20 protein-coding genes are annotated in these 20,697 nt (G+C 66.0%); 12 read left to right on the top strand and 8 right to left on the bottom strand.

Features of this window, described 5'->3' with window-relative positions; all coding sequences use genetic code 11:
• Positions 1-72: 72 nt before the first annotated feature.
• Positions 73-1,317: an MFS transporter gene (locus BRAGE_RS49075; protein ID WP_051377981.1), complete on the top strand. Its 1,245-nt coding sequence runs from the start codon at positions 73-75 to the stop codon at positions 1,315-1,317.
• On the opposite strand, the gene BRAGE_RS49080 is transcribed toward BRAGE_RS49075, so the two are convergent.
• The 6 genes from BRAGE_RS49080 to BRAGE_RS0122080 form a co-directional block, all read right to left on the bottom strand.
• The gene (locus BRAGE_RS49080) at positions 1,301-1,459 is read right to left on the bottom strand and encodes a hypothetical protein (RefSeq protein ID WP_156950870.1); all 159 of its coding nucleotides are present in this window, start codon (positions 1,457-1,459) and stop codon (positions 1,301-1,303) included. The two genes, BRAGE_RS49075 and BRAGE_RS49080, sit on opposite strands and share 17 nt — an antisense overlap.
• Before the next feature lie 198 nt (positions 1,460-1,657).
• Positions 1,658-2,605 (bottom strand): ABC transporter substrate-binding protein, encoded by a 948-nt coding sequence (locus BRAGE_RS0122060; protein WP_027559010.1) that lies wholly within the window; start codon positions 2,603-2,605, stop codon positions 1,658-1,660.
• A 66-nt stretch (positions 2,606-2,671) separates the two neighbouring features.
• The gene (locus BRAGE_RS0122065; protein ID WP_027559009.1) at positions 2,672-3,712 is read right to left on the bottom strand and encodes an ABC transporter permease subunit; all 1,041 of its coding nucleotides are present in this window, start codon (positions 3,710-3,712) and stop codon (positions 2,672-2,674) included.
• Complete coding sequence (locus BRAGE_RS0122070) at positions 3,705-5,228, bottom strand: sugar ABC transporter ATP-binding protein (protein WP_027559008.1); 1,524 nt, start codon at positions 5,226-5,228, stop codon at positions 3,705-3,707. The genes BRAGE_RS0122065 and BRAGE_RS0122070 overlap by 8 nt, the downstream gene beginning before the upstream one ends.
• A 130-nt stretch (positions 5,229-5,358) precedes the next feature.
• On the bottom strand, positions 5,359-6,804 hold the full coding sequence (gene xylB, locus BRAGE_RS0122075; RefSeq protein WP_027559007.1) for a xylulokinase: 1,446 nt from the start codon (positions 6,802-6,804) through the stop codon (positions 5,359-5,361).
• A 13-nt stretch (positions 6,805-6,817) separates the two neighbouring features.
• Positions 6,818-7,741 (bottom strand): LysR family transcriptional regulator, encoded by a 924-nt coding sequence (locus tag BRAGE_RS0122080; RefSeq protein WP_027559006.1) that lies wholly within the window; start codon positions 7,739-7,741, stop codon positions 6,818-6,820.
• A gap of 107 nt (positions 7,742-7,848) precedes the next feature.
• Between BRAGE_RS0122080 and BRAGE_RS0122085 the strand changes: the two genes are divergently transcribed.
• The 11 genes from BRAGE_RS0122085 to BRAGE_RS0122135 all read left to right on the top strand — a co-directional run bounded on the left by BRAGE_RS0122085 (position 7,849) and on the right by BRAGE_RS0122135 (position 18,727).
• Positions 7,849-8,172, top strand: coding sequence for a Dabb family protein (locus BRAGE_RS0122085; RefSeq protein WP_027559005.1), 324 nt, complete (start codon positions 7,849-7,851; stop codon positions 8,170-8,172).
• Positions 8,169-9,248, top strand: coding sequence for a maleylacetate reductase (locus tag BRAGE_RS0122090; RefSeq protein ID WP_027559004.1), 1,080 nt, complete (start codon positions 8,169-8,171; stop codon positions 9,246-9,248). Before BRAGE_RS0122085 ends, BRAGE_RS0122090 begins: the two co-directional genes overlap by 4 nt.
• Positions 9,249-9,252: 4 nt before the next feature.
• The gene (locus BRAGE_RS0122095; protein WP_027559003.1) at positions 9,253-10,617 is read left to right on the top strand and encodes an amidohydrolase family protein; all 1,365 of its coding nucleotides are present in this window, start codon (positions 9,253-9,255) and stop codon (positions 10,615-10,617) included.
• A gap of 21 nt (positions 10,618-10,638) precedes the next feature.
• Positions 10,639-11,541 carry an NAD(P)-dependent oxidoreductase gene (locus tag BRAGE_RS0122100; protein ID WP_027559002.1) on the top strand — a complete coding sequence of 301 codons (903 nt, stop codon included), beginning with the start codon at positions 10,639-10,641 and terminating at the stop codon, positions 11,539-11,541.
• 14 nt (positions 11,542-11,555) lie between these two features.
• Complete coding sequence (locus BRAGE_RS0122105; RefSeq protein ID WP_027559001.1) at positions 11,556-12,440, top strand: intradiol ring-cleavage dioxygenase; 885 nt, start codon at positions 11,556-11,558, stop codon at positions 12,438-12,440.
• A gap of 63 nt (positions 12,441-12,503) precedes the next feature.
• Positions 12,504-13,898 (top strand): FAD-linked oxidase C-terminal domain-containing protein, encoded by a 1,395-nt coding sequence (locus BRAGE_RS0122110; protein ID WP_027559000.1) that lies wholly within the window; start codon positions 12,504-12,506, stop codon positions 13,896-13,898.
• Positions 13,895-15,418, top strand: a complete 1,524-nt coding sequence (locus BRAGE_RS0122115) for a sugar ABC transporter ATP-binding protein (protein WP_027558999.1) — start codon at positions 13,895-13,897, stop codon at positions 15,416-15,418. The genes BRAGE_RS0122110 and BRAGE_RS0122115 overlap by 4 nt, the downstream gene beginning before the upstream one ends.
• Positions 15,411-16,361 carry an ABC transporter permease gene (locus tag BRAGE_RS0122120; RefSeq protein ID WP_027558998.1) on the top strand — a complete coding sequence of 317 codons (951 nt, stop codon included), beginning with the start codon at positions 15,411-15,413 and terminating at the stop codon, positions 16,359-16,361. The genes BRAGE_RS0122115 and BRAGE_RS0122120 overlap by 8 nt, the downstream gene beginning before the upstream one ends.
• A complete protein-coding gene (locus BRAGE_RS0122125) occupies positions 16,358-17,335 on the top strand; it encodes an ABC transporter permease (RefSeq protein ID WP_027558997.1) in 978 nt (325 codons plus the stop codon). Before BRAGE_RS0122120 ends, BRAGE_RS0122125 begins: the two co-directional genes overlap by 4 nt.
• Before the next feature lie 42 nt (positions 17,336-17,377).
• Positions 17,378-18,364, top strand: a complete 987-nt coding sequence (locus BRAGE_RS0122130) for a sugar ABC transporter substrate-binding protein (RefSeq protein WP_027558996.1) — start codon at positions 17,378-17,380, stop codon at positions 18,362-18,364.
• Between the two features lie 75 nt (positions 18,365-18,439).
• The gene (locus BRAGE_RS0122135) at positions 18,440-18,727 is read left to right on the top strand and encodes a YciI family protein (RefSeq protein ID WP_027558995.1); all 288 of its coding nucleotides are present in this window, start codon (positions 18,440-18,442) and stop codon (positions 18,725-18,727) included.
• Here BRAGE_RS0122135 and BRAGE_RS0122140 read toward each other — a convergent pair.
• The gene (locus BRAGE_RS0122140) at positions 18,724-19,710 is read right to left on the bottom strand and encodes an ABC transporter ATP-binding protein (RefSeq protein WP_027558994.1); all 987 of its coding nucleotides are present in this window, start codon (positions 19,708-19,710) and stop codon (positions 18,724-18,726) included. The genes BRAGE_RS0122135 and BRAGE_RS0122140 overlap by 4 nt on opposite strands.
• Entirely contained in the window at positions 19,707-20,696 is a 990-nt protein-coding gene (locus BRAGE_RS0122145) for an ABC transporter ATP-binding protein (protein ID WP_027558993.1), read from the bottom strand. Before BRAGE_RS0122145 ends, BRAGE_RS0122140 begins: the two co-directional genes overlap by 4 nt.
• Position 20,697 lies beyond the last annotated feature (1 nt).

Here is a 20,697-nt window from a genome sequence, read left to right on the forward strand (position 1 = left end):
CGACCTCCGCCTGCGGGAAGGAGGGGATCGTCCCCTCCCCTCCTTCCCACACTCCATCGCATGCGAACGGCCATGAAGATCCAGCCCGCCTCCGCCGCCTTTACGGTTCTGCTCGGCTTCCTCGCGGCCGTGCCCTATTCCGGCATCGATATCAACCTTCCAGCGCTCGCCGCGACCGGTGCAGCGCTGGGCGCGAGCCCGTCGCATGTCGGCCTGACGATGAGTGCCTTCATGCTGAGCCTTGCGATCGCACCGCTCCTCTACGGACCAATCTCCGACCGGGTCGGACGCAAGCCCGTCGTCCTGTTCGGCCTCGCGCTGTTCGTGCTCGCAAGCCTCGCCTCCGCGGCGGCGCAGTCGCTGCCGATGCTGCTGATCTGCCGCGCGGTTCAGGGGGTGGGCGCGGCGAGCACGGCCACGACCTTCGCGATCATCCGCGATCTGTTCGACGAAGCGTCCGGACGCGCGAAGATCGCCAGCGTCATGATCGCCATCAATGTGGTCACCGTGATCGCACCGAGCGCGGGTGCCGCGCTGCTCGCGGTCGGCGGATGGCGTCTGATCTATGCATGTCAGGCTGCGGCTGGCGTCGTGCTGATATTCGCCGTGCTGTGGGGACTGGGCGAAAGCGCCAGGAAGAGCGCCAGGACCGGTGCCGACCGCCGCCTCGCGGCGTCGGCGGTCGTCAATGACTATCTGCGGATCGTCACGCATCCGGTTTCGATCGTCTTCATTCTGGTCGGCGCGGCCGCCGGCTCCACCGTATTTGCCTATGTCACGGGCTCTTCGCTTTACTTCATCGGCGTGGTCGGCTTGCAGCCGAGGCAGTACGGCATGATCTTCAGTGCCTGCTCGGCAGCGGTGATGTGCGGCGCGTTCCTCGACAGTCAGCTCGGCCGACGTGGCGTCGCGCCGGCGAACGTGCTGACGGTCGGTCTCGTGCTGCTGTCTGCTGCCGCGAGCACGATGCTCGTGACGACGCTCGCCGGCTGGAGCCCGCCTGCCTTCGTCGCCGCGCTGCTGATCGCGGTGGCGCTGGCCTTCGGGCTCAGCATGCCGAACCTCATGAATGCGACGATGCAGCCGTTGCCCGATATCGCCGGCGCGGTCAGTGCTGCGGCCGGCTGCGTTCAACTGACATCCGGCGCGATCGCCAGCGGCATGGTCGCGCTGCTCTTCGACGGGCGCACGGCGCTCTCGATGGCAGCCGTCATGGCCGCCACTTCGCTGCTCGCGCTGGCGCTCTACTTGCGATTTGCCGTCGCCTCGTCGCGGCGGTCCAGCGGCAGAAAAGCATCCGCTAGCGCGGATGGCTGAACAGGTCCGCGGTCGCGTCGTCGACCGCGATCTCGACCAGCGCGGGGCCGTTCGAGGCCAGCGCTTCGCTGAAAGCATGGTCGACATCGGCGGCATCGGTTGGCGTCTTCGCAGATTGAATCCGGGTCAGCTCGCCAGTCACGCAGCGTCGCTCGCCTACCCGAGCGCCCGATATTGGCATGCCGCCACGCGGCGCCGGATGTCCTGGCTTTCACCGAATCTGCTTCCGAACCGACCGATCGAGATCGTGCAAGGCTAACACAACGGTGAGCCCGCGGGCGGTGTCGATCAAAACACCGCCTGTCTTCTCTTGCTCGGCCTTCCCGGGAGGAACGTCGCTTTACTGCGAGCGATCCGAGGTCCAGCCCTTGTACTCCGCGACGTTGTCCCTGGTCACGAGCTTGGACGGCAGGAGCTCGACGGTGGAGGCCGGCTTCTGGCCGTTGAGAATGCCGACGCCGACCTGCACGGCCCGCCGCGCCATGAAGAACGGGTCCTGCGAAGCCGAGGCCTGGACCTGCGGCGACTGCGGATCCTTCAGCGCGGCCTCGATGTCGGGCGCGCCGTCGACCGCAGTGATGATGATGCCGCTGCGGTTCTGCTGCCGGGCCGCAAGATCGGTGCCGATCGCCTGCGGATCGTTGATGGCGAAGATGGCGTCGATCTTGGGGAAGCGCGTCAGATAGCCCTGCGCCACGTTGAGACCGCCTTCGCGCGAGCCCTTGCCGTCCTGGTCGCTGGATAGCACCTTGATGCCGGGATTCTTCGACAGGACGTTCTTGCAGCCGACGACGCGGTCAATCACGGCGGAGACCTGCGGCCCGTTCTCGATGACGACGTCGCCTTTGCCGCCCAGCTTGTCGACGATGTACTGGCAGGAAATCTCGCCAGCCTGCACGTTGTTGGTCGTCACGGTGGCATCGGCGCCTTCGGCCGCGGTGTCGACCGCGACGACGACGATGCCCGCCGCCTGCGCCTTCTTGATCGCCGGGCCGATCGCCTTGGGATCGCCCGGGTTGAGCAGGATCAGGTCGACGCCGGCGGCAATGAAATTGTCGATCTGGGTGACCTGCTTGCCGAGATCGTATTCGAAGCCGACTGTCGTGATCCTCACATTGGGATTGGTCTTCTTCGCCTCGAACTCGGCGCCCTTCGACAGCGCGACGAAGAACGGGTTGCCCATCGAACCGAGCGAGACGCCGATCGACTTGAGCTCCTTGGCGAAGGACGGCGCGGTGCTTAGAGCGAGCGCCATGGCAGCGCCGGCGAGCATGATCGTCTTCAACATTGGCTTCCTCCCTGGTCTGTCTTCATCCCCGGCACGGCAGACCAGTTGCCGCAACGGAATATCGCATCACGTTCTGGCCGACCCTTGCAGGCGGTAGCGGTCGAGCGCCACGGCACCGATGATGACGAGGCCCTTGATCACATATTGCCAGATGTCGGAGACACCGATCAGGATCAGGCCGTTCGACAGCACCGCGATGATCAGCGCGCCGACCAGCGTGCCCCAGATCGAGCCGATGCCGCCGACGAACGAGGTGCCGCCAAGGATCACAGCGGTGATCGCGTCGAGCTCGTAGGACTGGCCGAGTTGCAGACCGTTGGCCGCATAGAGGCGCGCCGCCTGCATGGCGCCGCCGAGCCCCGCGAACAGTCCCGAGATGCCGTAAACGAAAATCAGCACGGCCCAGACCTTGATGCCGGCAAGCCGCGCCGCGCTTTCATTGCCGCCCACCGCATAGATGTGCACGCCGAGCACGGTCCGGCGCAATACCAGCCAGGAGACGAGGATGACGAGCAAGGCGATCACCGACAGCCACGGGATCGACGCGACGCCGGGAACCAGCGTCAGCGAGCCGTTGCCGATGAACGCATAGGGAATGGAGGGATTGAACACGGTGGTGTCGGCGCCGAGTAGTCGCGCCAGACCGCGCACGGCGGTGAGCGAGCCGAGCGTGACGATGAACGGCGGCAGGCGCAGGAGCGCAATCAGCGCGCCGTTGACAAGGCCGAAGCCAAGGCCGGTGACGAGCGCAGCCGGCAGCCACAGCATGCCGAGCTCCGGCAGCTTGGAGAGCGTCAACCCCGCCATCGCGGAGGCCGCCAGGATCGAGCCGACCGACAGGTCGATGCCGCCGGTGAGGATCACGAAGGTCATGCCTGCGGCGAGCACGGTGTTCACCGCAGCCTGCTGCAGCACGATGCCGAGATTCTGTCCGGTGAAGAAGCGGCCCTCGGACAGCATGTGAAAGCCGATGCAGAGAACCAGCAGCACCGGCAGCATGCCGAGCGCGCTGATCAGCATCCTCACCCGCTGACGCCTTGTCTCTGCTGCGGCACCGTTGGTCGTCGTCGGGGCGGCACTGGCCTTCGAAGCACCGTTGTCAGGCATCGAGATGCTCCATCCCCGTGGCCAGCGCCATGATGTCTTCCTGCGCCAGCGGCGAATGCGGGCCGCGCGTGACTTCGCCGGCGATGTGCCCGGCACGCATCACGACGACGCGGTCGCAGATGCCGATGATCTCGGGCAGATCGGACGAGATGACGAGGATCGCGGTGCCGGCCTTGGCCAGATTGTCGATGATCGAATAGATCTCCGACTTGGCGCCGACGTCGACGCCGCGCGTCGGCTCATCGAGGATCAGGACCTTCGGCGCAATGGCGAGAAGCCGCGATAGCAGCACCTTCTGCTGGTTGCCACCGGACAGGCCACCTGCGGCGACGCCGACATTGGCGGCGCGGATGCTGAGCCCTGCGAAGGCCCGCTCGGCGCGCTCGCGCGCCTTGTCGCGATCCAGGACGCAGCCGAGCTTGGCATCGCGCCCGAGCACGGCGAGATTGATATTGTCAAGGCACGACATGTCGAGAAACAGGCCGAGCGCCTTCCTGTCTTCCGTCAGGTAAGCGACGCCCGCCTCGAGCGCCTCGCCCGGCGTGCGGATGTCGACCGGGCGTCCCTCGAGCTCGAGGCGGCCCGCAGTCCTGGGCGCCGCGCCGATGATGAGATGCGCAAGTTCGGTGCGGCCGGCGCCGATCAGGCCGGCGAGCCCCACCACCTCGCCTGCATGCACGGTGAGCGAGCAGCCCTTGACGCGGCGTCCGTCAGCCATGTCGATCGCCGCGAGCACCGGATGTCCGCGTCCCGCTTCGGCATCGTGCTCCTTCTTGTAGAATGAGGAGACATCGCGCCCGACCATCATCCGGACGATGGTGTCGGCGCGGATGTCCTGCTTGTCGAGCGAGCCGACCAGCCGGCCGTCGCGCAGCACGGTGACGCGGTCGCCGAGCGCGTAGACCTCGTCCATGCGATGCGAGATGTAGATGATGGCGAGCCCTTCGGAGCGTAGCTGGCGGATCAGCGCGAACAGCCGCTCGCTTTCGGCGGCCGACAACGAGGTGGTTGGCTCATCCATGATCAGGATCTTTGATCTGGCGTGCAGCGCCCGGGCGATCTCGACCAATTGCCGCTGGCCCATCGACAGGTGCGCCACCAGTGTCGATGGCAGGAAGTCCGCGCCCAGCCGCTTCAGGATCGGCCCGACGCCCTCACGCATCTCGCCGCGGGCCAGCAAGCCTGCATGCGATAGCTCCCGCCCCAGATAGATATTCTCGGCAACGCTGAGATTGGGAGCCAGTGACAGTTCCTGATAGATGATGGAGATACCCGCCGCACGGCCGCCGAGCGGACCTTCGATCCGAGCGGTGCGTCCTTCGATGCGGATTTCGCCGCCGGGATCAGGCCGGTATGCGCCGGACAGGATCTTCATCAGCGTCGACTTGCCGGCGCCGTTCTCTCCCATCAAAGCATGGATTTCGCCGGCATAGACGGTGAGATCGACGGCACGCAGCGCCTTGATGCCGAAGAAGGATTTCGAGACCCCGCGCATCTCGAGGATCGGATCGTCCATCGTGCCTCCCGACGCACAATGCGTTTCCTACCCGCGTCTCAATTGGTTTCTCAGCGCGGTTCACGTATTAAACAAAAGGCCGCGGCGCAGGGCAATACCGAACACACGGGAAGGCAACATCGAAGCGGCGCTAGTGGCGCGGCCGATACAGTTCGCGCCAGGCGGGAAGCCGCTCGGCATAGGCATCGACCAGCTTTGCGTCGGGTTCAAAGGTCTCGACGCGCTGCGGTCGCGTGCATACGGCGGCGACCGCCTCACCGGTGACAGCAAGCCGCCCCAATCTCGCCGCACCGAACGCCGCGCCGGTTTCACCTCCGGCAAAACGATGGACCGGAACATTCAGCACGTTCGCCAGCACCGAGAGCCAGAACGGGGATCGCGAACCACCGCCAATGACATCGGCCTCCGCAATCGCGATGCCGGCTTCGGCCAGCACGTCGCGGCAATCGGCGAGCGCGAAGGCAACGCCTTCGAGCACGGCCTGCACGATCGCCCCGCGATCGGTGCCATGGCTCAAGCCATCGAGCATGCCGCGCACGAAGGGATCGTCGTGCGGCGTCCGCTCGCCGGCGAGATAAGGCAGGAAGCTCACCGGCGACGGCGCCCGCGGGTGCGATCCGAGCGGCGCCAGCAACTCGGCCTCGCTGGCGCCGAACAGGCGCGCGGCCCAGGCCAGGCAGGAGGCGGCCGAGAGAATCGCACCGGCCTGAATCCACATGCCGGGAACGGCGTGACAGAATGTATGCACCGCGCGATCCGGGTTGGCGGCGATCGCGCTGGTCGGCGCCAGCAGGGCCCCCGAAGTTCCCAACGACACGAAGGCGGTTCCCGGCCGGATCGCGCCGATGCCGACGGCGCCCGCCGGATTGTCGCCGGCACCGCCCGCGATCACCGGCTGCCTGCGCATGCCCCAACGTTGCGCGAGCTCGCTGCGCAGCGTCGATGCAGGCGCGCATCCCTCGACCAGGCGCGGCATGTGACTACGTGACAGGCCCGTGGCGGCCAGTGCGGCGTCCGACCAGTCCCGGCGCGCGGCGTCGAGCCACAACGATCCCGATGCGTCCGAGACGTCCTCGACGGCCTCGCCTGACAGCACCAGGCGCAAATAGGCCTTTGGCATCAGAACGAGCTTGGTCGCCGCGAATGTTTCAGGCTCGTGCGTCGCAATCCACAGCAGCTTCGGTGCGGTGAAGCCCGGCATCGCCTTGTTGCCCGTCGTCACACGCAAGGCGGGCCAGCGTCGTTCCAGAATGCGACACTCCGCGGCCGCGCGTCCGTCGTTCCAGAGGATGCAGGGCCGCAGCGGCTTTCCGCCCGCATCGAGCAGCGTGGCGCCATGCATCTGGCCTGATAGTCCGATGCCTTCGACCGCCGCGAGCGCGCCGGCATGGCTCGCCTTCAGGGCGTCCAGCGTGGCGAAGGTCGCATCGATCCACTGCGCGGGGTCCTGCTCACAATAGCCTGGCTGCGGCGAGGCCGTCGCAAGCGGCCGGCTCTCGCTTGCGATCACGCGCTGGGCATCGTCGACGAGAACGGTCTTGACCGCGGAGGTCCCGAGATCGATGCCGAGATACATGGATGCTCTCCGCTCACTTGGTCGCGTCGATCCAGATCCCGGGCTCCGAATGCTCGCGGATGTGGCTGACGAGGAAGTCGGAAAAGACCCTGATCTTGGCCGGCAGCCTGACGCGGTTCTGATAGGCGATGTTCATGGTGAGCAGCGGCAGCTCCCAGCCCCTCAGGACGGGCACCAGCCGGCCGGCCGCGATGTCGCTCTGCACGATGTAGAGCGGCTGGATCAGGATGCCGAGCCCCGCGCGCGCCGCGCCGCAGATGATCTGGCCATCATTGCTGTCGAGCGTCGGCGCGATCCGCACCGTCTGCGTCGTGTTGCCCTTGCTCAGCCGCAGCGAATAAGGATCGTTGGCGAGGTTGTAGATCAGCATGTTGTGGCGGGCGAGATCGGCCGGATGCTCCGGCCGGCCGTGCTTCTCCAGATATGAGGGAGCCGCCGCCAGCACGCGGTGCATCTGGCCGATGCGGCGGACGACGATGTTGGAATCCGGCTCATGCTCCCTTGTGCGGATCGCCACATCGATGCCCGCCTCGATGAAATCCAGATAGCGGTTTGCGCTGATGATCTGCACGCTGAGATCGGGATAGAGCGCGCGGAAGGCCGGCAGCATCGGCGCGAGATAGATCATCGCGAAGGACAGCGAAGACGTCACGCGCAGCATGCCCTTCGGCGACAGCGCGCGGTCGGAAACGGCGTCCTCGGCTTCGGCGAGCTCGTTGAGCAGCGTGCTGCAGCGCTGCAGCAGCTCCTGCCCTGCTTCGGTGAGCCATTGCCGGCGGGTGTTGCGCTCGATCAGGCGGACCGCAAGCCGCTCCTCCAGCGCACTGAGATGACGGCTGGCGGCCGCGTTCGACATCCGCAGTATTTCGGCGGCCTTGGACAGGCTGCCGAGCTCGGCGGTTTTGGAGAAGACTTCGAGTTGGAGCAGCCGGTCCATTTTTGCGGAAAGAGGAAAAGAGACTTACGAAGATTGGCCTTTATTTCCGCTTTCTGCAAGGCAAAATGACTCCAACAACACACAATGGCAGGCGAGGAAATCAGGAAATGTCGGGCCCGATCAGGCACATCGTGATGTGGCGGCTGCGCGGGGAGACCCCCGAAGAGCGGTCCGCCGCCCGGCTGAAGGTCAAGACCCTGTTCGAGGGCCTCAAGGGCCGGATCGACGGCCTCACCCACATCGAGGTCGGCATGGACGTCAGCGCGGTCGACTACGCCTGCGACGTGGTGCTGTTCTCGGAGTTCACCAACCAGGCGGCGCTCAGCGCCTATGCCAACCACCCGGAGCACCTGCGCGTCCGCGAGGCACTGGGCGACTTGCGGATCGGACGCTTCCAGGTCGATTATCCCATCAAAGAGACCGGCGCATGATCGGTTCGTTCACCTTTGAAAACCTGCCCTGCCGCGTCGTGTTCGGCAGTGGAACTTTGGCCTCGGCGAAGACCGAGGTCGAACGGCTCGGCGGCAAGCGCGCGCTGGTGCTGACGACGCCGCAGCAGGAGGCGCAGGGCAAGAATCTTGGTGCCGCGCTCGGCCCGCTCTATGCCGGCATCTTTCCCGGCGCGACCATGCACACGCCGGTCGAGGTCACGGAACGGGCGCTCGCGGCGATGAAGGCGTGCGAGGCCGATTGCGTCGTCTCGCTCGGCGGCGGCTCGACCACCGGCCTCGGCAAGGCCCTCGCGCTGCGCACCGGCGTCAACCAGCTCTGCATTCCCACCACCTATGCCGGCTCGGAGATGACGCCGATCGTCGGCCAGACCGAGAACGGTCTGAAGACCACGGTGCGCGATGCGGCGATACTGCCGGAGACCGTGATCTACGACGTCGATCTGACCCTGACGCTGCCGGTTGGTCTCGCAGCGACCTCAGGCATTAACGCCATTGCTCATGCGGTGGAAGCGCTTTACGCCCGCGACACCAACCCAGTGACGTCGCTGATGGCGGAGGAAGGCATCCGTGCGCTGGCGCGCGCCCTGCCCGCTATTAGCGTCAAGAGCGATGATCGCGAGGCCCGCACCGAAGCGCTCTATGGCGCCTGGCTGTGCGGCGTCTGCCTCGGCACAGTCGGCATGGCGCTGCATCACAAGCTCTGCCATACGCTGGGCGGCACGTTCGACCTACCGCATGCGGAGACCCACACCATCGTGCTGCCGCATGCGCTCGCCTACAACGCGCCTGCCGTGCCAGACGCAATGGCGCGCATCTCCCGCGCGATTGGTGCTGCCGACGCGTCGCAAGGACTCTACGACCTTGCCAAGCGGCTGGGTGCAAAGCTGGCGCTGCGCGATGTCGGCATGCCCGAGAGCGGCATCGACAAGGCGGCGGATCTTGCCGTCACCAACGCCTACTGGAACCCGCGCCCGCTGGAGCGCAATGCCATCCGCGACCTGATCGCGCGCGCCTGGGCCGGCGATCCGCCTGCTACCATCAAAGCGGCGGCGTGAGGCGATGCGGCGCACCCTGATCAGATCGGCCACCGTCATCAGCATGGATGAGGCGATCGGCGACCTCGGCACTGGCGACGTGCTGGTCGAGGGCAGCCGGATCGTCGACGTGCGGCCATCGATCGACGTCGCGGCCGACACGGAGATTGTCGACGGCAAAGGCCGCATCGTCATTCCCGGCCTGATCAACGCGCATATGCACACCTGGCAGACCGGCTTGCGCGGCTTTGCCGCGAACTGGACGCTGCTGGAATATTTCCGCCGCATGCATGCGGGCCTTGCGACCGTGTTCCGGCCCGAGGACATCCATATCGCGACGCTCGTCGGCGCGCTGAACCAGATCAACCACGGCGTCACCACGCTGGTCGACTGGTGTCACAACAACCCGACGCCTGATCATACCGACGCGGCCGTGCGCGGCCTGATCGAGAGCGGCATCCGCGCCGCCTTCTTCCATGGCTCGCCGAAGCCGGAGCCGAAACCGGGGGAGCCGCATTTCTCGGAAGTGCCGCATCCGCGCCGCGAGGTCGAGCGGCTGCTGGCGGGTCCCCTCGCCGACCGCGACGGTCTCGTCACGCTCGGGCTTGCGATCCTGGGCCCGCATTATTCGACACTCGACGTCGCCATGCACGATTTCCGTCTGGCGCGGGAACTGAAGCTGATCGCATCAATGCATCAGGGCGGCGGTCCGGCCAAGACGCCCGGCGGTTGGGAGAACCTGATCGAGGCCGGCCTCGTTGGCCCCGGGATCAACATCGTCCATGGCAACGATCTGCCTGATGAGTTGCTCGATCGGATGATCGATCTCGGTGTGTCCTTCTCCGTCACGCCGGAGAACGAGATGATCCAGGGCCACGGCTTTCCGATCACCGGACGCCTGCTCAAGCGCGGCGCGCGTCCGACCATCGGCATTGACCTCGAATCCGTGCTGGCCGGCGATCTCTTCTCCGCCGCGCGCGTTGCACTCTCCATGCAGCGAGCGCTCGACAATGCGGAGTCGCGCAAAGCGAGCGGCACCATTCCGGCGACGACCACAATTCCCGTGCGCGAGGCGCTGCGCTGGATCACAACGGAAGGCGCGCGCATGCTCGGCCGCGAGCACCAGATCGGCTCGCTGACGCCGGGCAAGCTCGCCGACCTCGCCATCATCGACGCCACAGATCTCAATCTCCATCCGGTGCACGATCCCGTCGCCACCGTCGTGATGCAGACGAGCCTTGCCAATATCGAGGCCGTCATGATCGGCGGTGCCTGGAAGAAGCGGAGCGGCAAGCTGCTGGCCGAGGGGCTGGAGACGAAGAAGGAGCTGCTGGCGCAATCCGGCCGGCGGCTGGTGCAGGACATCGAAAGACAAGGACGCGCCGCCTGAAGGCGCCAACGGACAACGACAATGACAGACGCTGCGAAGAATGTTGCTTTCATCGGGATCGGTAAGATGGGTCTGCCGATGTCGGTGCTCGTCGCCAAGGCAGGCTATGCGGTCACCGCGTTCGATCAGAGCGCGGCCCGGATCAGTGAGGCGCGTACGCAAGGCATATCTATCGCCGCCTCGCCCGCCGAGGCGGTGAACGGCAAGGCGGCGGTCGTGACCTCCCTGCCCGATGACGCCGCCCTGCGTGGCGCGCTGCTAGGCCCGAGCGGCCTCATTGCCGCGATGGCTGCAGACTCTGTTCTGATCGAAACCAGCACCGTCAGCGTCGAGGCTTCCAGCGAGGTTGCTGCCGCCGCGCAGGCGCGCGGCATTGCGTATCTGCGCTCGCCGGTCTCCGGCAATGCCAGCATCGTGCACACGGGCGCGCTGACCTGCTTCGTCTCGGGGCCGAAGGACGCGTTCGAGAACACAAAGCCGCTGTTCGCTGCCTTCACCCGTGCCCAGACCTATCTCGGGCCGGCCGAGGAAGCGCGCTACGCAAAGCTCTCGGTCAATCTGATGATCGCGGTGTCCGCGGCGATGATGGCGGAGAGCCTGGCGCTGGCGCGCAAGGGCGGCATCGCCTGGCAGGACATCCTGAAGGTGCTCGACGACAGCGCGGTGGCGTCGCCCATGGTGAAGTACAAGACCGCGCCGCTGCGGACGCGGGATTTCGAGTCCACTTTCTCCTGCAAGCAGATGGCCAAGGACCTCGATTTGATCCTTGGTGCCGGTCACGCCGTCGGCGTGCCGCTGCAGCTCGCAGCGCAAGTGCGCGAGACCTATGGCTCGCTGGTCGCACAGGGCGATGGCGACACCGATTTCATCGCGACCGTCAAGCATCTCGAGCGGCTGTCCGGCCTCGGCGAACCGAAACTCTGATCGCGGAGATACGTATGCGTAACTTCAACGAAAACACGATCACGGACGCGGTGCTGGAGCGGATCGCGGACGCAACCGAGCCACGGATCAAGCAAATCAGCGAAGCGCTGGTGCGGCACCTGCACGCCTTCGTCCGCGAGGTGCGGCCGACCCAGAAGGAATGGGAGTACGGCATCGACTTCCTGACCCGCACCGGCCACATGTGCGACGACAAGCGCCAGGAGTTCATCCTGCTCTCGGACACGCTCGGCGTCTCCATGCTGGTCGACGCCATCAATCATCCGGTACCGGAAGGCGCAACCGAGACGACGGTACTCGGCCCGTTCTTCGTCCAGGCCGCGCCGGAGAAGGACAGCGGCGCCGATATCTCCGGTCCGATGGAAGGCGATCCGATGCTGGTCACCGGCTCGGTCTCGACCGTCGACGGCAAGCCGCTAGCCGGCGCCGTTGTCGACGTCTGGCACTCCGACGATGACGGCTATTACGACGTGCAGCAGCTCGACGACATCGGCGATCTCGCGATGCGCGCGCGCTTCCACACCGACGCCAATGGCCGCTTCCATTTCTGGTCGATCAAGCCGGCGGCCTATCCGATCCCGCATGACGGCCCGGTCGGGGAGATGCTGGAGGCGCAGGGCCGCCATCCCTGGCGCCCCGCCCATGTGCATTTCATGATCTCGGCGCCCGGCTTCGAGCAGCTCGTCACGCACGTGTTCGTTGCCGGCGATCAGTATCTCGACTCCGACGTGGTGTTCGGCGTCAAGGACAGCCTGATCCGCGAATTCACGAGGCATCCCGCCGGCCGTGCGCCGGATGGTCGCATGGTGGACAGCGAGTATTTTCATCTCAACTATGATTTCGGCTTGAAGCAGGTTGCGAGCAGCGCAAGAGCCGCCTAAGCCGATCGACGACGCAGCGGACCGACAAGAGTCCGGCAACAGGGAGCAGACGGGAGTTTTGGGATGGGACCTCGTGTCAGCACGAGCATATTGGCCGATCGCCTCACCGGCATGATCGGCCCGCGGGCGAGCGTTGCGCGCGGCGTGCTCGATCAGCATGGGCAGAGCGAGTCGCATTATCGCAACTTGCCGCCCGACATCGTGGTGTTCCCCGAGACGACGCAGGAGGTCGCGGAGATTGTGAAGCTGTGCGCAAGCGCGGGCATGCCGATCGTCCCGTTCGGCGCCGGCACCTCGCTGGAAGGCAATGCGGCCGCAGTCGCCGGCGGCGTCTGCTTCGACTTCGCTCGCATGAACAAGGTGCTCAGCGTGCACGACAGCGACATGGATGTCGTGGTGCAGCCCGGCATCACCCGCAAGCAGCTCAATGCGGAGCTGCGCAATACCGGACTTTTCTTTCCAATCGATCCCGGCGCCGATGCCTCGATCGGCGGCATGACCTCGACGCGCGCCTCCGGCACCATGGCGGTGCGCTACGGCACCATGAAGGACAATGTCATGGCGCTCGAGGTGGTGCTGGCCGACGGCCGCGTGATCCGGACCGCGAAGCGCGCACGGAAGTCGGCAGCGGGCTATGATCTGACACGCATGTTCGTCGGCGCCGAGGGCACGCTCGGCGTCATCACCGAGATCACCTTGAAGGTGCAACCCGTACCGCAGGCGATCTCGGCCGCGGTCTGCAGCTTCGACACGCTGCACGATGCCGTCGACACCGCGATCTCCGTGATCCAGTCCGCGATCCCCGTGGCGCGCATCGAGCTGCTCGACGACGTCATGATGCGCGGCATCAACGCCTACGCCAAGCTGGGTTATCGCGAGGCCCCCACCCTGTTCTTCGAATTCCACGGCTCCGAAAGCTCCGTTGCCGAGCAGGCCGAAGCTGCGCAGGCGATTGCCGCCGACCAAGGTGGCCACGGCTTTGCCTGGGCGAAGGCGCCGGAAGACCGCAGCCGACTCTGGCATGCCCGCGACAACACGCTCTATGCCGGCCTTGGCCTGCGGCCCGGCGCACGCGCCGTGATTACCGATGTCTGCGTGCCGATCTCGCGTCTGGCGGAATGCCTGACCGAGACGCGGCGCGACGCGGACGAACACGGCTTCACCGCGCCGATCGTCGGCCACGTCGGCGACGGCAATTTCCACATGCTGATCCTGATCGATCCGGTAAAGCCGGATGAAGCCGAAGGCGCCAAAGCGCTGCAGGCCCGCATGGTCGCCCGCGCCATCGCCATGGACGGCACCTGTACCGGCGAGCACGGCATCGGGCTCGGCAAGATCGATTATCTCATTGACGAGCTCGGCGACGCCGTCGACGTGATGCGGCAGGTCAAGAGCGCGCTCGATCCGAATGGATTGATGAACCCGGGTAAGATTTTCGCAGGCGGAGCCAAGGCATGAGCGACGCGCTTCCGATCGAGGTCACCTCGCCAACGCCATTGCTGGAGCTGCGCGGCATCAGCAAGGAGTTTCCCGGCGTCAAGGCGCTGGATGACGTGTCCTTTGCCGTCTACCCCGGCGAAGTGCATATGCTGCTCGGCGAGAACGGCGCCGGCAAGTCCAGCCTGATGAAGGTGCTGTGCGGCGCCTATCGCGCCGACGCCGGCGAGTTCTACCACAAGGGCGAGAAGGTCGCGATCGCCTCGACGGCGGATGCGCAGAAGCTCGGCATTGCCGTGATCTTCCAGGAATTCTCGCTGGTCCCCTATCTCGACATCGCCCAGAACATCTTCCTGGGACGCGAGCCGACGGGCCGCATCCCCGGCACCATCGACCGCCGCAGGATCCTGGCCGATGCCAAGCGCGTGCTCGACACGATCGGCTTCGATATCGATCCCGCCACCACCGTCGACAAACTGGGCGTCGCACAGCAGCAGATGGTCGAGATCGCGAAGGCGATCAGCCAGAACGCCCGCATCCTCGTGATGGACGAGCCGACCGCGGCGCTGTCCGACCGCGAGACCGAGTTATTGTTTGCGCTGATCGCGCGGCTGAAGGCCGACGGCGTCTCCATCGTCTATATTTCCCACCGCATGGCCGAGGTGTTCGCGCTCGGCGACCGCATCACGGTGCTGCGCGACGGCCGCCGCATCGACGGCGTCAAGCCCGCCGATGTCACCCCGGACCAGCTCGTGCGCATGATGGTCGGCCGTAACGTCGACATGACCTATCCGCGCAACTTTGCCGACAAGCCAGGCGAACTGCTGCTCGAGGTCAAGGGCCTCTCCGCGGCGACCGGCATCTCCGACATCAACATCGAGGTGCGCCGGGGTGAGATCGTCGGCCTGTGCGGGCTGGTCGGCTCCGGCCGCAGCGAGGTCGCGCGCGCGATCTTCGGCGCTGATCCCGTGACGTCAGGCGAGATCATCTTCGACGGCAAGAGCATCTCCGGCGAGCCCGATCTCGCCGCCCGCCGCGGCATCGCGCTGATCCCGGAGAGCCGCAAGAGCGAAGGGCTCGCGCTACTTCGCTCGGTCGGCGACAATCTCGTCGTGTCGGCGCTGAAAAAGCTGTTCCCGAGCGGCCTGTTCGACCAGCGCAGTGCGCAGCGCACGTCCGACGGTCTAATCCGGCAGCTGCGCATTGCCACGCCCAGCGCGCGGCAGACCGTGGGCCTGCTCTCCGGCGGCAACCAGCAGAAGGTCGTGATCGGCAAGTGGCTGGCGGCCGGCTCGAAGCTCTTCATCTTCGACGAGCCGACGCGGGGCATCGACATCGGCGCCAAGTCCGAGATCTTCGCTTTGATCGACCGGCTGGTGGCCGAAGGCGCAGCGGCCCTGATGATCTCGTCCGAGCAGGTCGAGATTTGCCATGTCTGCGACCGCGCCTATGTGATGCGCGAGGGGCGCATCGCCGGGCATCTGACCCGCAACGAACTGACCGAGGAGAACATCGTGCGACTGGGGATGCATCATGCGTGAAGCCGCGGTCGTATCACAACCCAATCCACTGCAGCGCATTCCCGGCGTTGCCATCGTGCTGGTGCTGCTGATCGCGCTGTTCAGCGCCATCGCGCCCGGCTTCCTGTCGGCCGCCAACCTCTCCAACGTGCTGGTGCAGTCGACCATCCTGACCATGCTCGCGCTGCCGATGACCTTGATCATCATGACCGAGGGCCTGGACCTGTCGATGGGCGCGGTGCTGACGCTGACCTCGCTTTGCGTTGCGATCGTGTCGCTCGCGACCAAATCGATGCTGCTCGGCCTCGGCGCCGGCCTGCTGGTCGGCGCGGCTTTCGGCATCGCCAATGGCTGGCTGGTCGCGATCCTCGGTATCCCGCCCTTCGTCGCGACCCTCGGCACGCTCGGCATGGCGCAGGGCCTGTCGCTGATCGTCAGCGACGGCCAGAGCGTGGTCGGCATCCCCCACAGCGTGCGCGACATCTATTCGGCGACGCTGCTCGGCGTGCCCGTGCCGATCGTGATGGCGCTGGTGACCTATGCGGTGTTCCACGGCCTGCTCTATCACACCCGCTTCGGCACCTACATCTTCGCGCTCGGCGGCAATCGCGAGGCGCTGCGCTATGCCGGTCTCTCGCCGAACAAGCTGCTGATCGCGGTGTACGCGATCGGCGGCGCCATGGCCGGCATCGCGGGCTTGCTGATGACGGCGCGGATGAATTCCGGCCACCCGACCGCCGGCCTCGGCCTCGAATTCGATGCCATCGCCGCCGTCGCGGTCGGCGGCACCTCGTTCGAGCGCGGCAATGGCTGGCTGCTCGGCACATTGCTCGGCGTTCTCTCCGTGGGCGTGCTGCGCAACGGGCTGAACCTGATCTCGCTGCCGTCCTCGGTGCAGGTCGCAAGCGTCGGTGTCCTCGTCATCGTTGCCCTGTTCCTCGACGGCCTCAGGAGCCGCGCATGACCGATATCAGCAAAGAGGCGATCGCGCCGCCCCGCTCGTTCCTGTCGCAGGACGCGATCCAGCTGTTCTACCGCCTGCTCGCGGCGCTTCTGATTTGCGCGGTGCTCGCCGTGCTCAGCGATTCCTTCCTGAGCCTCGGCAACATCCTCAATGTGCTGCGGCAAGCGAGCCTGACCTTCTTCATCGCCTCCGGCCTGACGCTGGTGGTGTTGACCGCCGGCCTCGATCTCTCCGTCGGCGCCAATGTCGCGCTGTCGGCCTGCATCGCCGGGACCGTGATCCACAAGACCGGCTCGCCGGCGCTCGGCATCCTCACCGGCCTCGCCTGCGGCGGCATCGTCGGTCTCCTCAACGGCATCATGGTCACGGCACTCCGCATCCCCTCCTTTATCGCCACCTATGGCATGCTCTGGGTGCTGAACGGCCTCACCTACTGGTACATGGCGGGCGAGACCCTGCACGGCTTCCCCGCAGGCTTCCGCCAGATCGGCAGCGGCTATCTGTTCGGTCTGCCCATTCCGGTCTACCTGCTGCTGGTGTTCCTCGGGATCGGGACGCTGTTTGCGCAGCGGACGATCTGGGGCCAGGAGATCTATGCGATCGGCGCCAATCCGGTCGCCGCCCGTCTCTCCGGCATTCCCGTCGCGCGGCGCCTGCTGCTGGTCTACGCGGTCTCAGGCACCATGGCCGGGCTCGCCTCGATCATCTTCCTGTCGCGGCTCAATTCGGCCGAGGCCGACATCGGCGAAAGCCTGACGCTGCCCGCGATCGCGGCCGTTCTGATCGGCGGCACCTCCCTGTTCGGCGGCGTCGGCACCGTGTTCGGCACCTTCATCGGCGCGCTGATCCTGACGCTGGTGCTGAACGGCATGAACTTGCTCTCGGTCAGCGCCAACTGGCAGCCGCTGGTGACAGGCATCATCGTCATTCTCGCGGTCTGGCTCGACATGAAGACCCGCCGCCGCGCGCAATGAGCACTTAGAAATCCAACAAGCAAAATGAGGGATGGAGGCACTATGAAACTGACACTGGGCTACTCGACGTGTTCCTTTGCGCTGCCGCTGCTGATGGCGGCCGCGTTCACGACTGGGGCGCGCGCCGACGGCGAGACCATCGCCGTCTTCACCAAGAACCAGACCAACCCGTTCTTCCAGACAGTGCGGGTCGGCGCCGACAACATGGCGAAGTCGCTGAACGCGAAGACGCTGCAATACATCCCGACCAAGCCCGACTCGATCCCCGAGCAGCTCAGCCAGATCGAGGACGTCGTGGTGAAGAAGCCGAGCGCGATCGTGTTCACGCCGGTCGACTACAAGGCGATGGTGCCGGGCGTCGAGAAGATCAACGAAGCCAAGATCCCGGTCGTCAACATCACCGATCGCTCGGCGGGCGGCAAGTTCCTCTCCTTCGTCGGCGCCGACGATTACAGCCTTGGGCTGGAGACCGCGCGCTTCCTGCTGAAGACGCTGGGCGGCAAGGGCAACATCGTCATCATCGAGGGCGTCAAGGGCTCGCTGACCAATGTCGACCGCGTCCGCGGCTTCAACGACGCGATCAAGGAGAACCCCGGCGCCAAGCTCTTGGCCTCGCAGCCCGGCAACTATCAGCGGCTCCAGGCGCTTCAGGTCATGGAGAATTTGATGCAGTCGAATTCGCAGATCGACGGCGTGCTGGCTGCCAACGACGCCATGGCGGTCGGCGCGATCGAGGCGCTCGACGGTGCCAACCGCAAGGCGCAGGTGATCGGCATCAACGGCACCAAGGAGGCGATCGACGCGATCAAGTCAGGCAAGCTGCTCGCCAGCGGCGACTACAACGGGTTCGCGCAAGGCTGTCTCGGCACCATGATGGCGATCCGCTCCTTGCGCAACCAGCCCGTCATCAGCGAGATCGTGCTGAAGCCGACCGTCATCACCAAGGACAATTACCAGCCGTTCGACGTGCCGCTCGAGCAGCGCACCTGCCCGACCTTCGAGGACGCCGGCAAGCTCGGCGCCAAATAGACCAACCAATCACCGCAAATACGGACGGCCGCACTCGCGGCCGTCCCAAGAACTGAGCCAAGAAACGGAGACATCATGCTGTTCGCTATTCACGCCGTCGACCGCGCCGGCGCGCTGCCGACGCGGCTCGCCAATTACGACGCCCACAAGGCTTTCCTGAGCGACACCTCGCGCTTCGGCGTTAGGATCGTGATGTCGGGGCCGCTGGTGTCCGACGACGGCCAGACCATGATCGGCAGCCTGTTCCTGATCGATGCGCCGGGCCGCAGCGAGGTCGAAGCCTTCAACCGCGCCGATCCCTTTGCCGCAGCGGGCATCTGGGAGAAGGTCACGATCACCGGCTTCCTGCGCCGGCAGGGCTAAAGCCCCTCCACTTCCTCCGCAAGGTGACATGCCGCCCACTGCGCTGGTCCGATCGCGCGCAGCGTCGGCTCCTCGGTGCGGCAGCGGTCGAAAACGAGCGGGCAGCGGGTGTGGAAACGGCATCCCTTCGGCGGATTGATCGGGCTCGGCACGTCGCCGCCGAGGATGATGGGATTGCGCTTCGCGCCGGGCTCGGGCAGCGGCACCGCCGAGAGCAACGCCCTCGTATAGGGATGCTTTGGCGCGGCAAAGATCTCGCGGCGCGGCGCCACCTCGACGATCTTGCCGAGATACATCACCGCGACGCGGTGGGTCATGTGCTCGACGATGGCGAGGTCATGGCTGATGAACAGCAGTGCCAGGCCGAATTTCTGCTGAAGGTCCTGCAAGAGATTGACGATCTGCGCCTTGACCGAGACGTCGAGCGCGGAGACCGCCTCGTCGCAGACGATCAGCTCGGGCTCGGCCGCGAGCGCCCGGGCAATGCCGATGCGCTGGCGCTGGCCGCCCGAGAATTCGTGCGGCCGGCGGTTCAGCGCCTCCCGCGGCAGGCGCACCGTGTCCATCAGCGCGGTGACGCGGACTTCGAGATCCTCCGCGGATTTGGCCAGACCAAAATTACGGATCGGCTCGGCGAGAATGTCGCGCACGCGCATGCGCGGGTTGAGGCTCGAGAACGGATCCTGGAACACCACCTGCACGCGGCGGCGCATCTGGCGCATCGTGCTCGGATGGGCGTCGTCGATGCGCTGGCCGTCGAGGATCACCTGCCCTGCGGTGATGTCGAACAGCCGCAGGATGGCGCGGCCGACCGTCGACTTGCCGCAGCCGGACTCGCCGACCAGCGACAGCGTCTCGCCGCGCGCGATCTCGAACGACACGCCGTCGACCGCATAGACGAATTCGGTTTGTCGCCCGAAGAGGCCCTTGTTGATCGGGAAATGCTTCTTGAGGTCGTTGACCTGGAGCAGCGGAACACTCATGCCGCGACCGCCCCCTTGGCGGCGTAGTGGCAGGCGGCAATGTGGCGCGGGCCTTTCTCTTCCAGGCCCGGCGCATATTGCCGGCAGAGATCGGTTGCGAGCGCGCAGCGGCCGGCGAAGACGCAGCCGATGATCGGCTTGCGCAGATCAGGCACCTGTCCGGGAATCTCGGCAAGCCGCGTCGCGGTGCCCGCGAGCGAGGAGCCGAGCTTCGGCACCGCACCTAACAGGCCCTGCGTATAGGGATGCCGCGGCGAGCGGAACAGCTCCGCGACCGGCGCCTCCTCGACCTTGCGGCCGGCATACATGACCATGACGCGCTCGGCGATCTCGGCGACGACGCCGAGATCGTGGGTGATGAGGATGATGGCCGCGCCGACCCGGCGCTTCAGGTCCAGCATCAGCTTGAGGATCTGCGCCTGGATCGTCACGTCGAGCGCGGTGGTCGGCTCGTCGGCGATCAGGAGCTTTGGATTGCAGGCGAGCGCGATCGCGATCATCACGCGCTGGCGCATGCCTCCGGAGAGCTGATGCGGATATTCGCGCACGCGCCGCTTCGGCTCGGGGATGCCGACCAGCGTCAGCATCTCGATCGCGTGCGCTTCCGCGGCCTGCTTGTCCAGGCCCTGATGGATCATCAGCGTCTCGCGGATCTGGCGGCCGACGGTCAGCACCGGATTGAGGCTCGTCATCGGCTCCTGGAAGATCATCGAGATGTCGTTGCCGCGGATCGCGCGCATCTCGCGATCGGAGAGCGCGAGAAGATCCTTGCCGGCGAAGCGGATGGCGCCCGCGATCCTGCCGGGCGGCTCCGGGATCAGGCGCATCAGCGACATCGAGGTCACCGACTTGCCGCAGCCGGACTCGCCGACGATCGCCAGCGTCTCGCCCTCGTTGACGTGGAAGGACACCCCGTCCACCGCGCGGTTGATGCCGCTCGGGGTGCGGAAGTGGGTTTGCAGATTCTCGACCTCTAACAACGCCATC

Source organism: Bradyrhizobium genosp. SA-4 str. CB756, assembly GCF_000473125.1.
Classification (GTDB): Bacteria; Pseudomonadota; Alphaproteobacteria; order Rhizobiales; family Xanthobacteraceae; genus Bradyrhizobium; species Bradyrhizobium arachidis.

What these genes read in the sequence shown, in the direction of transcription:
- BRAGE_RS49075 (WP_051377981.1), top strand. Translation starts at nt 73, where the DNA reads ATGAAGATCCAGCCCGCCTCCGCCGCCTTTACGGTTCTGCTCGGCTTC.
- BRAGE_RS0122060 (WP_027559010.1), bottom strand. Translation starts at nt 2,605, where the DNA reads ATGTTGAAGACGATCATGCTCGCCGGCGCTGCCATGGCGCTCGCTCTA.
- BRAGE_RS0122065 (WP_027559009.1), bottom strand. Translation starts at nt 3,712, where the DNA reads ATGCCTGACAACGGTGCTTCGAAGGCCAGTGCCGCCCCGACGACGACC.
- BRAGE_RS0122070 (WP_027559008.1), bottom strand. Translation starts at nt 5,228, where the DNA reads ATGGACGATCCGATCCTCGAGATGCGCGGGGTCTCGAAATCCTTCTTC.
- xylB (WP_027559007.1), bottom strand. Translation starts at nt 6,804, where the DNA reads ATGTATCTCGGCATCGATCTCGGGACCTCCGCGGTCAAGACCGTTCTC.
- BRAGE_RS0122080 (WP_027559006.1), bottom strand. Translation starts at nt 7,741, where the DNA reads ATGGACCGGCTGCTCCAACTCGAAGTCTTCTCCAAAACCGCCGAGCTC.
- BRAGE_RS0122085 (WP_027559005.1), top strand. Translation starts at nt 7,849, where the DNA reads ATGTCGGGCCCGATCAGGCACATCGTGATGTGGCGGCTGCGCGGGGAG.
- BRAGE_RS0122090 (WP_027559004.1), top strand. Translation starts at nt 8,169, where the DNA reads ATGATCGGTTCGTTCACCTTTGAAAACCTGCCCTGCCGCGTCGTGTTC.
- BRAGE_RS0122095 (WP_027559003.1), top strand. Translation starts at nt 9,253, where the DNA reads ATGCGGCGCACCCTGATCAGATCGGCCACCGTCATCAGCATGGATGAG.
- BRAGE_RS0122100 (WP_027559002.1), top strand. Translation starts at nt 10,639, where the DNA reads ATGACAGACGCTGCGAAGAATGTTGCTTTCATCGGGATCGGTAAGATG.
- BRAGE_RS0122105 (WP_027559001.1), top strand. Translation starts at nt 11,556, where the DNA reads ATGCGTAACTTCAACGAAAACACGATCACGGACGCGGTGCTGGAGCGG.
- BRAGE_RS0122110 (WP_027559000.1), top strand. Translation starts at nt 12,504, where the DNA reads ATGGGACCTCGTGTCAGCACGAGCATATTGGCCGATCGCCTCACCGGC.
- BRAGE_RS0122115 (WP_027558999.1), top strand. Translation starts at nt 13,895, where the DNA reads ATGAGCGACGCGCTTCCGATCGAGGTCACCTCGCCAACGCCATTGCTG.
- BRAGE_RS0122120 (WP_027558998.1), top strand. Translation starts at nt 15,411, where the DNA reads ATGCGTGAAGCCGCGGTCGTATCACAACCCAATCCACTGCAGCGCATT.
- BRAGE_RS0122125 (WP_027558997.1), top strand. Translation starts at nt 16,358, where the DNA reads ATGACCGATATCAGCAAAGAGGCGATCGCGCCGCCCCGCTCGTTCCTG.
- BRAGE_RS0122130 (WP_027558996.1), top strand. Translation starts at nt 17,378, where the DNA reads ATGAAACTGACACTGGGCTACTCGACGTGTTCCTTTGCGCTGCCGCTG.
- BRAGE_RS0122135 (WP_027558995.1), top strand. Translation starts at nt 18,440, where the DNA reads ATGCTGTTCGCTATTCACGCCGTCGACCGCGCCGGCGCGCTGCCGACG.
- BRAGE_RS0122140 (WP_027558994.1), bottom strand. Translation starts at nt 19,710, where the DNA reads ATGAGTGTTCCGCTGCTCCAGGTCAACGACCTCAAGAAGCATTTCCCG.
- BRAGE_RS0122145 (WP_027558993.1), bottom strand. Translation starts at nt 20,696, where the DNA reads ATGGCGTTGTTAGAGGTCGAGAATCTGCAAACCCACTTCCGCACCCCG.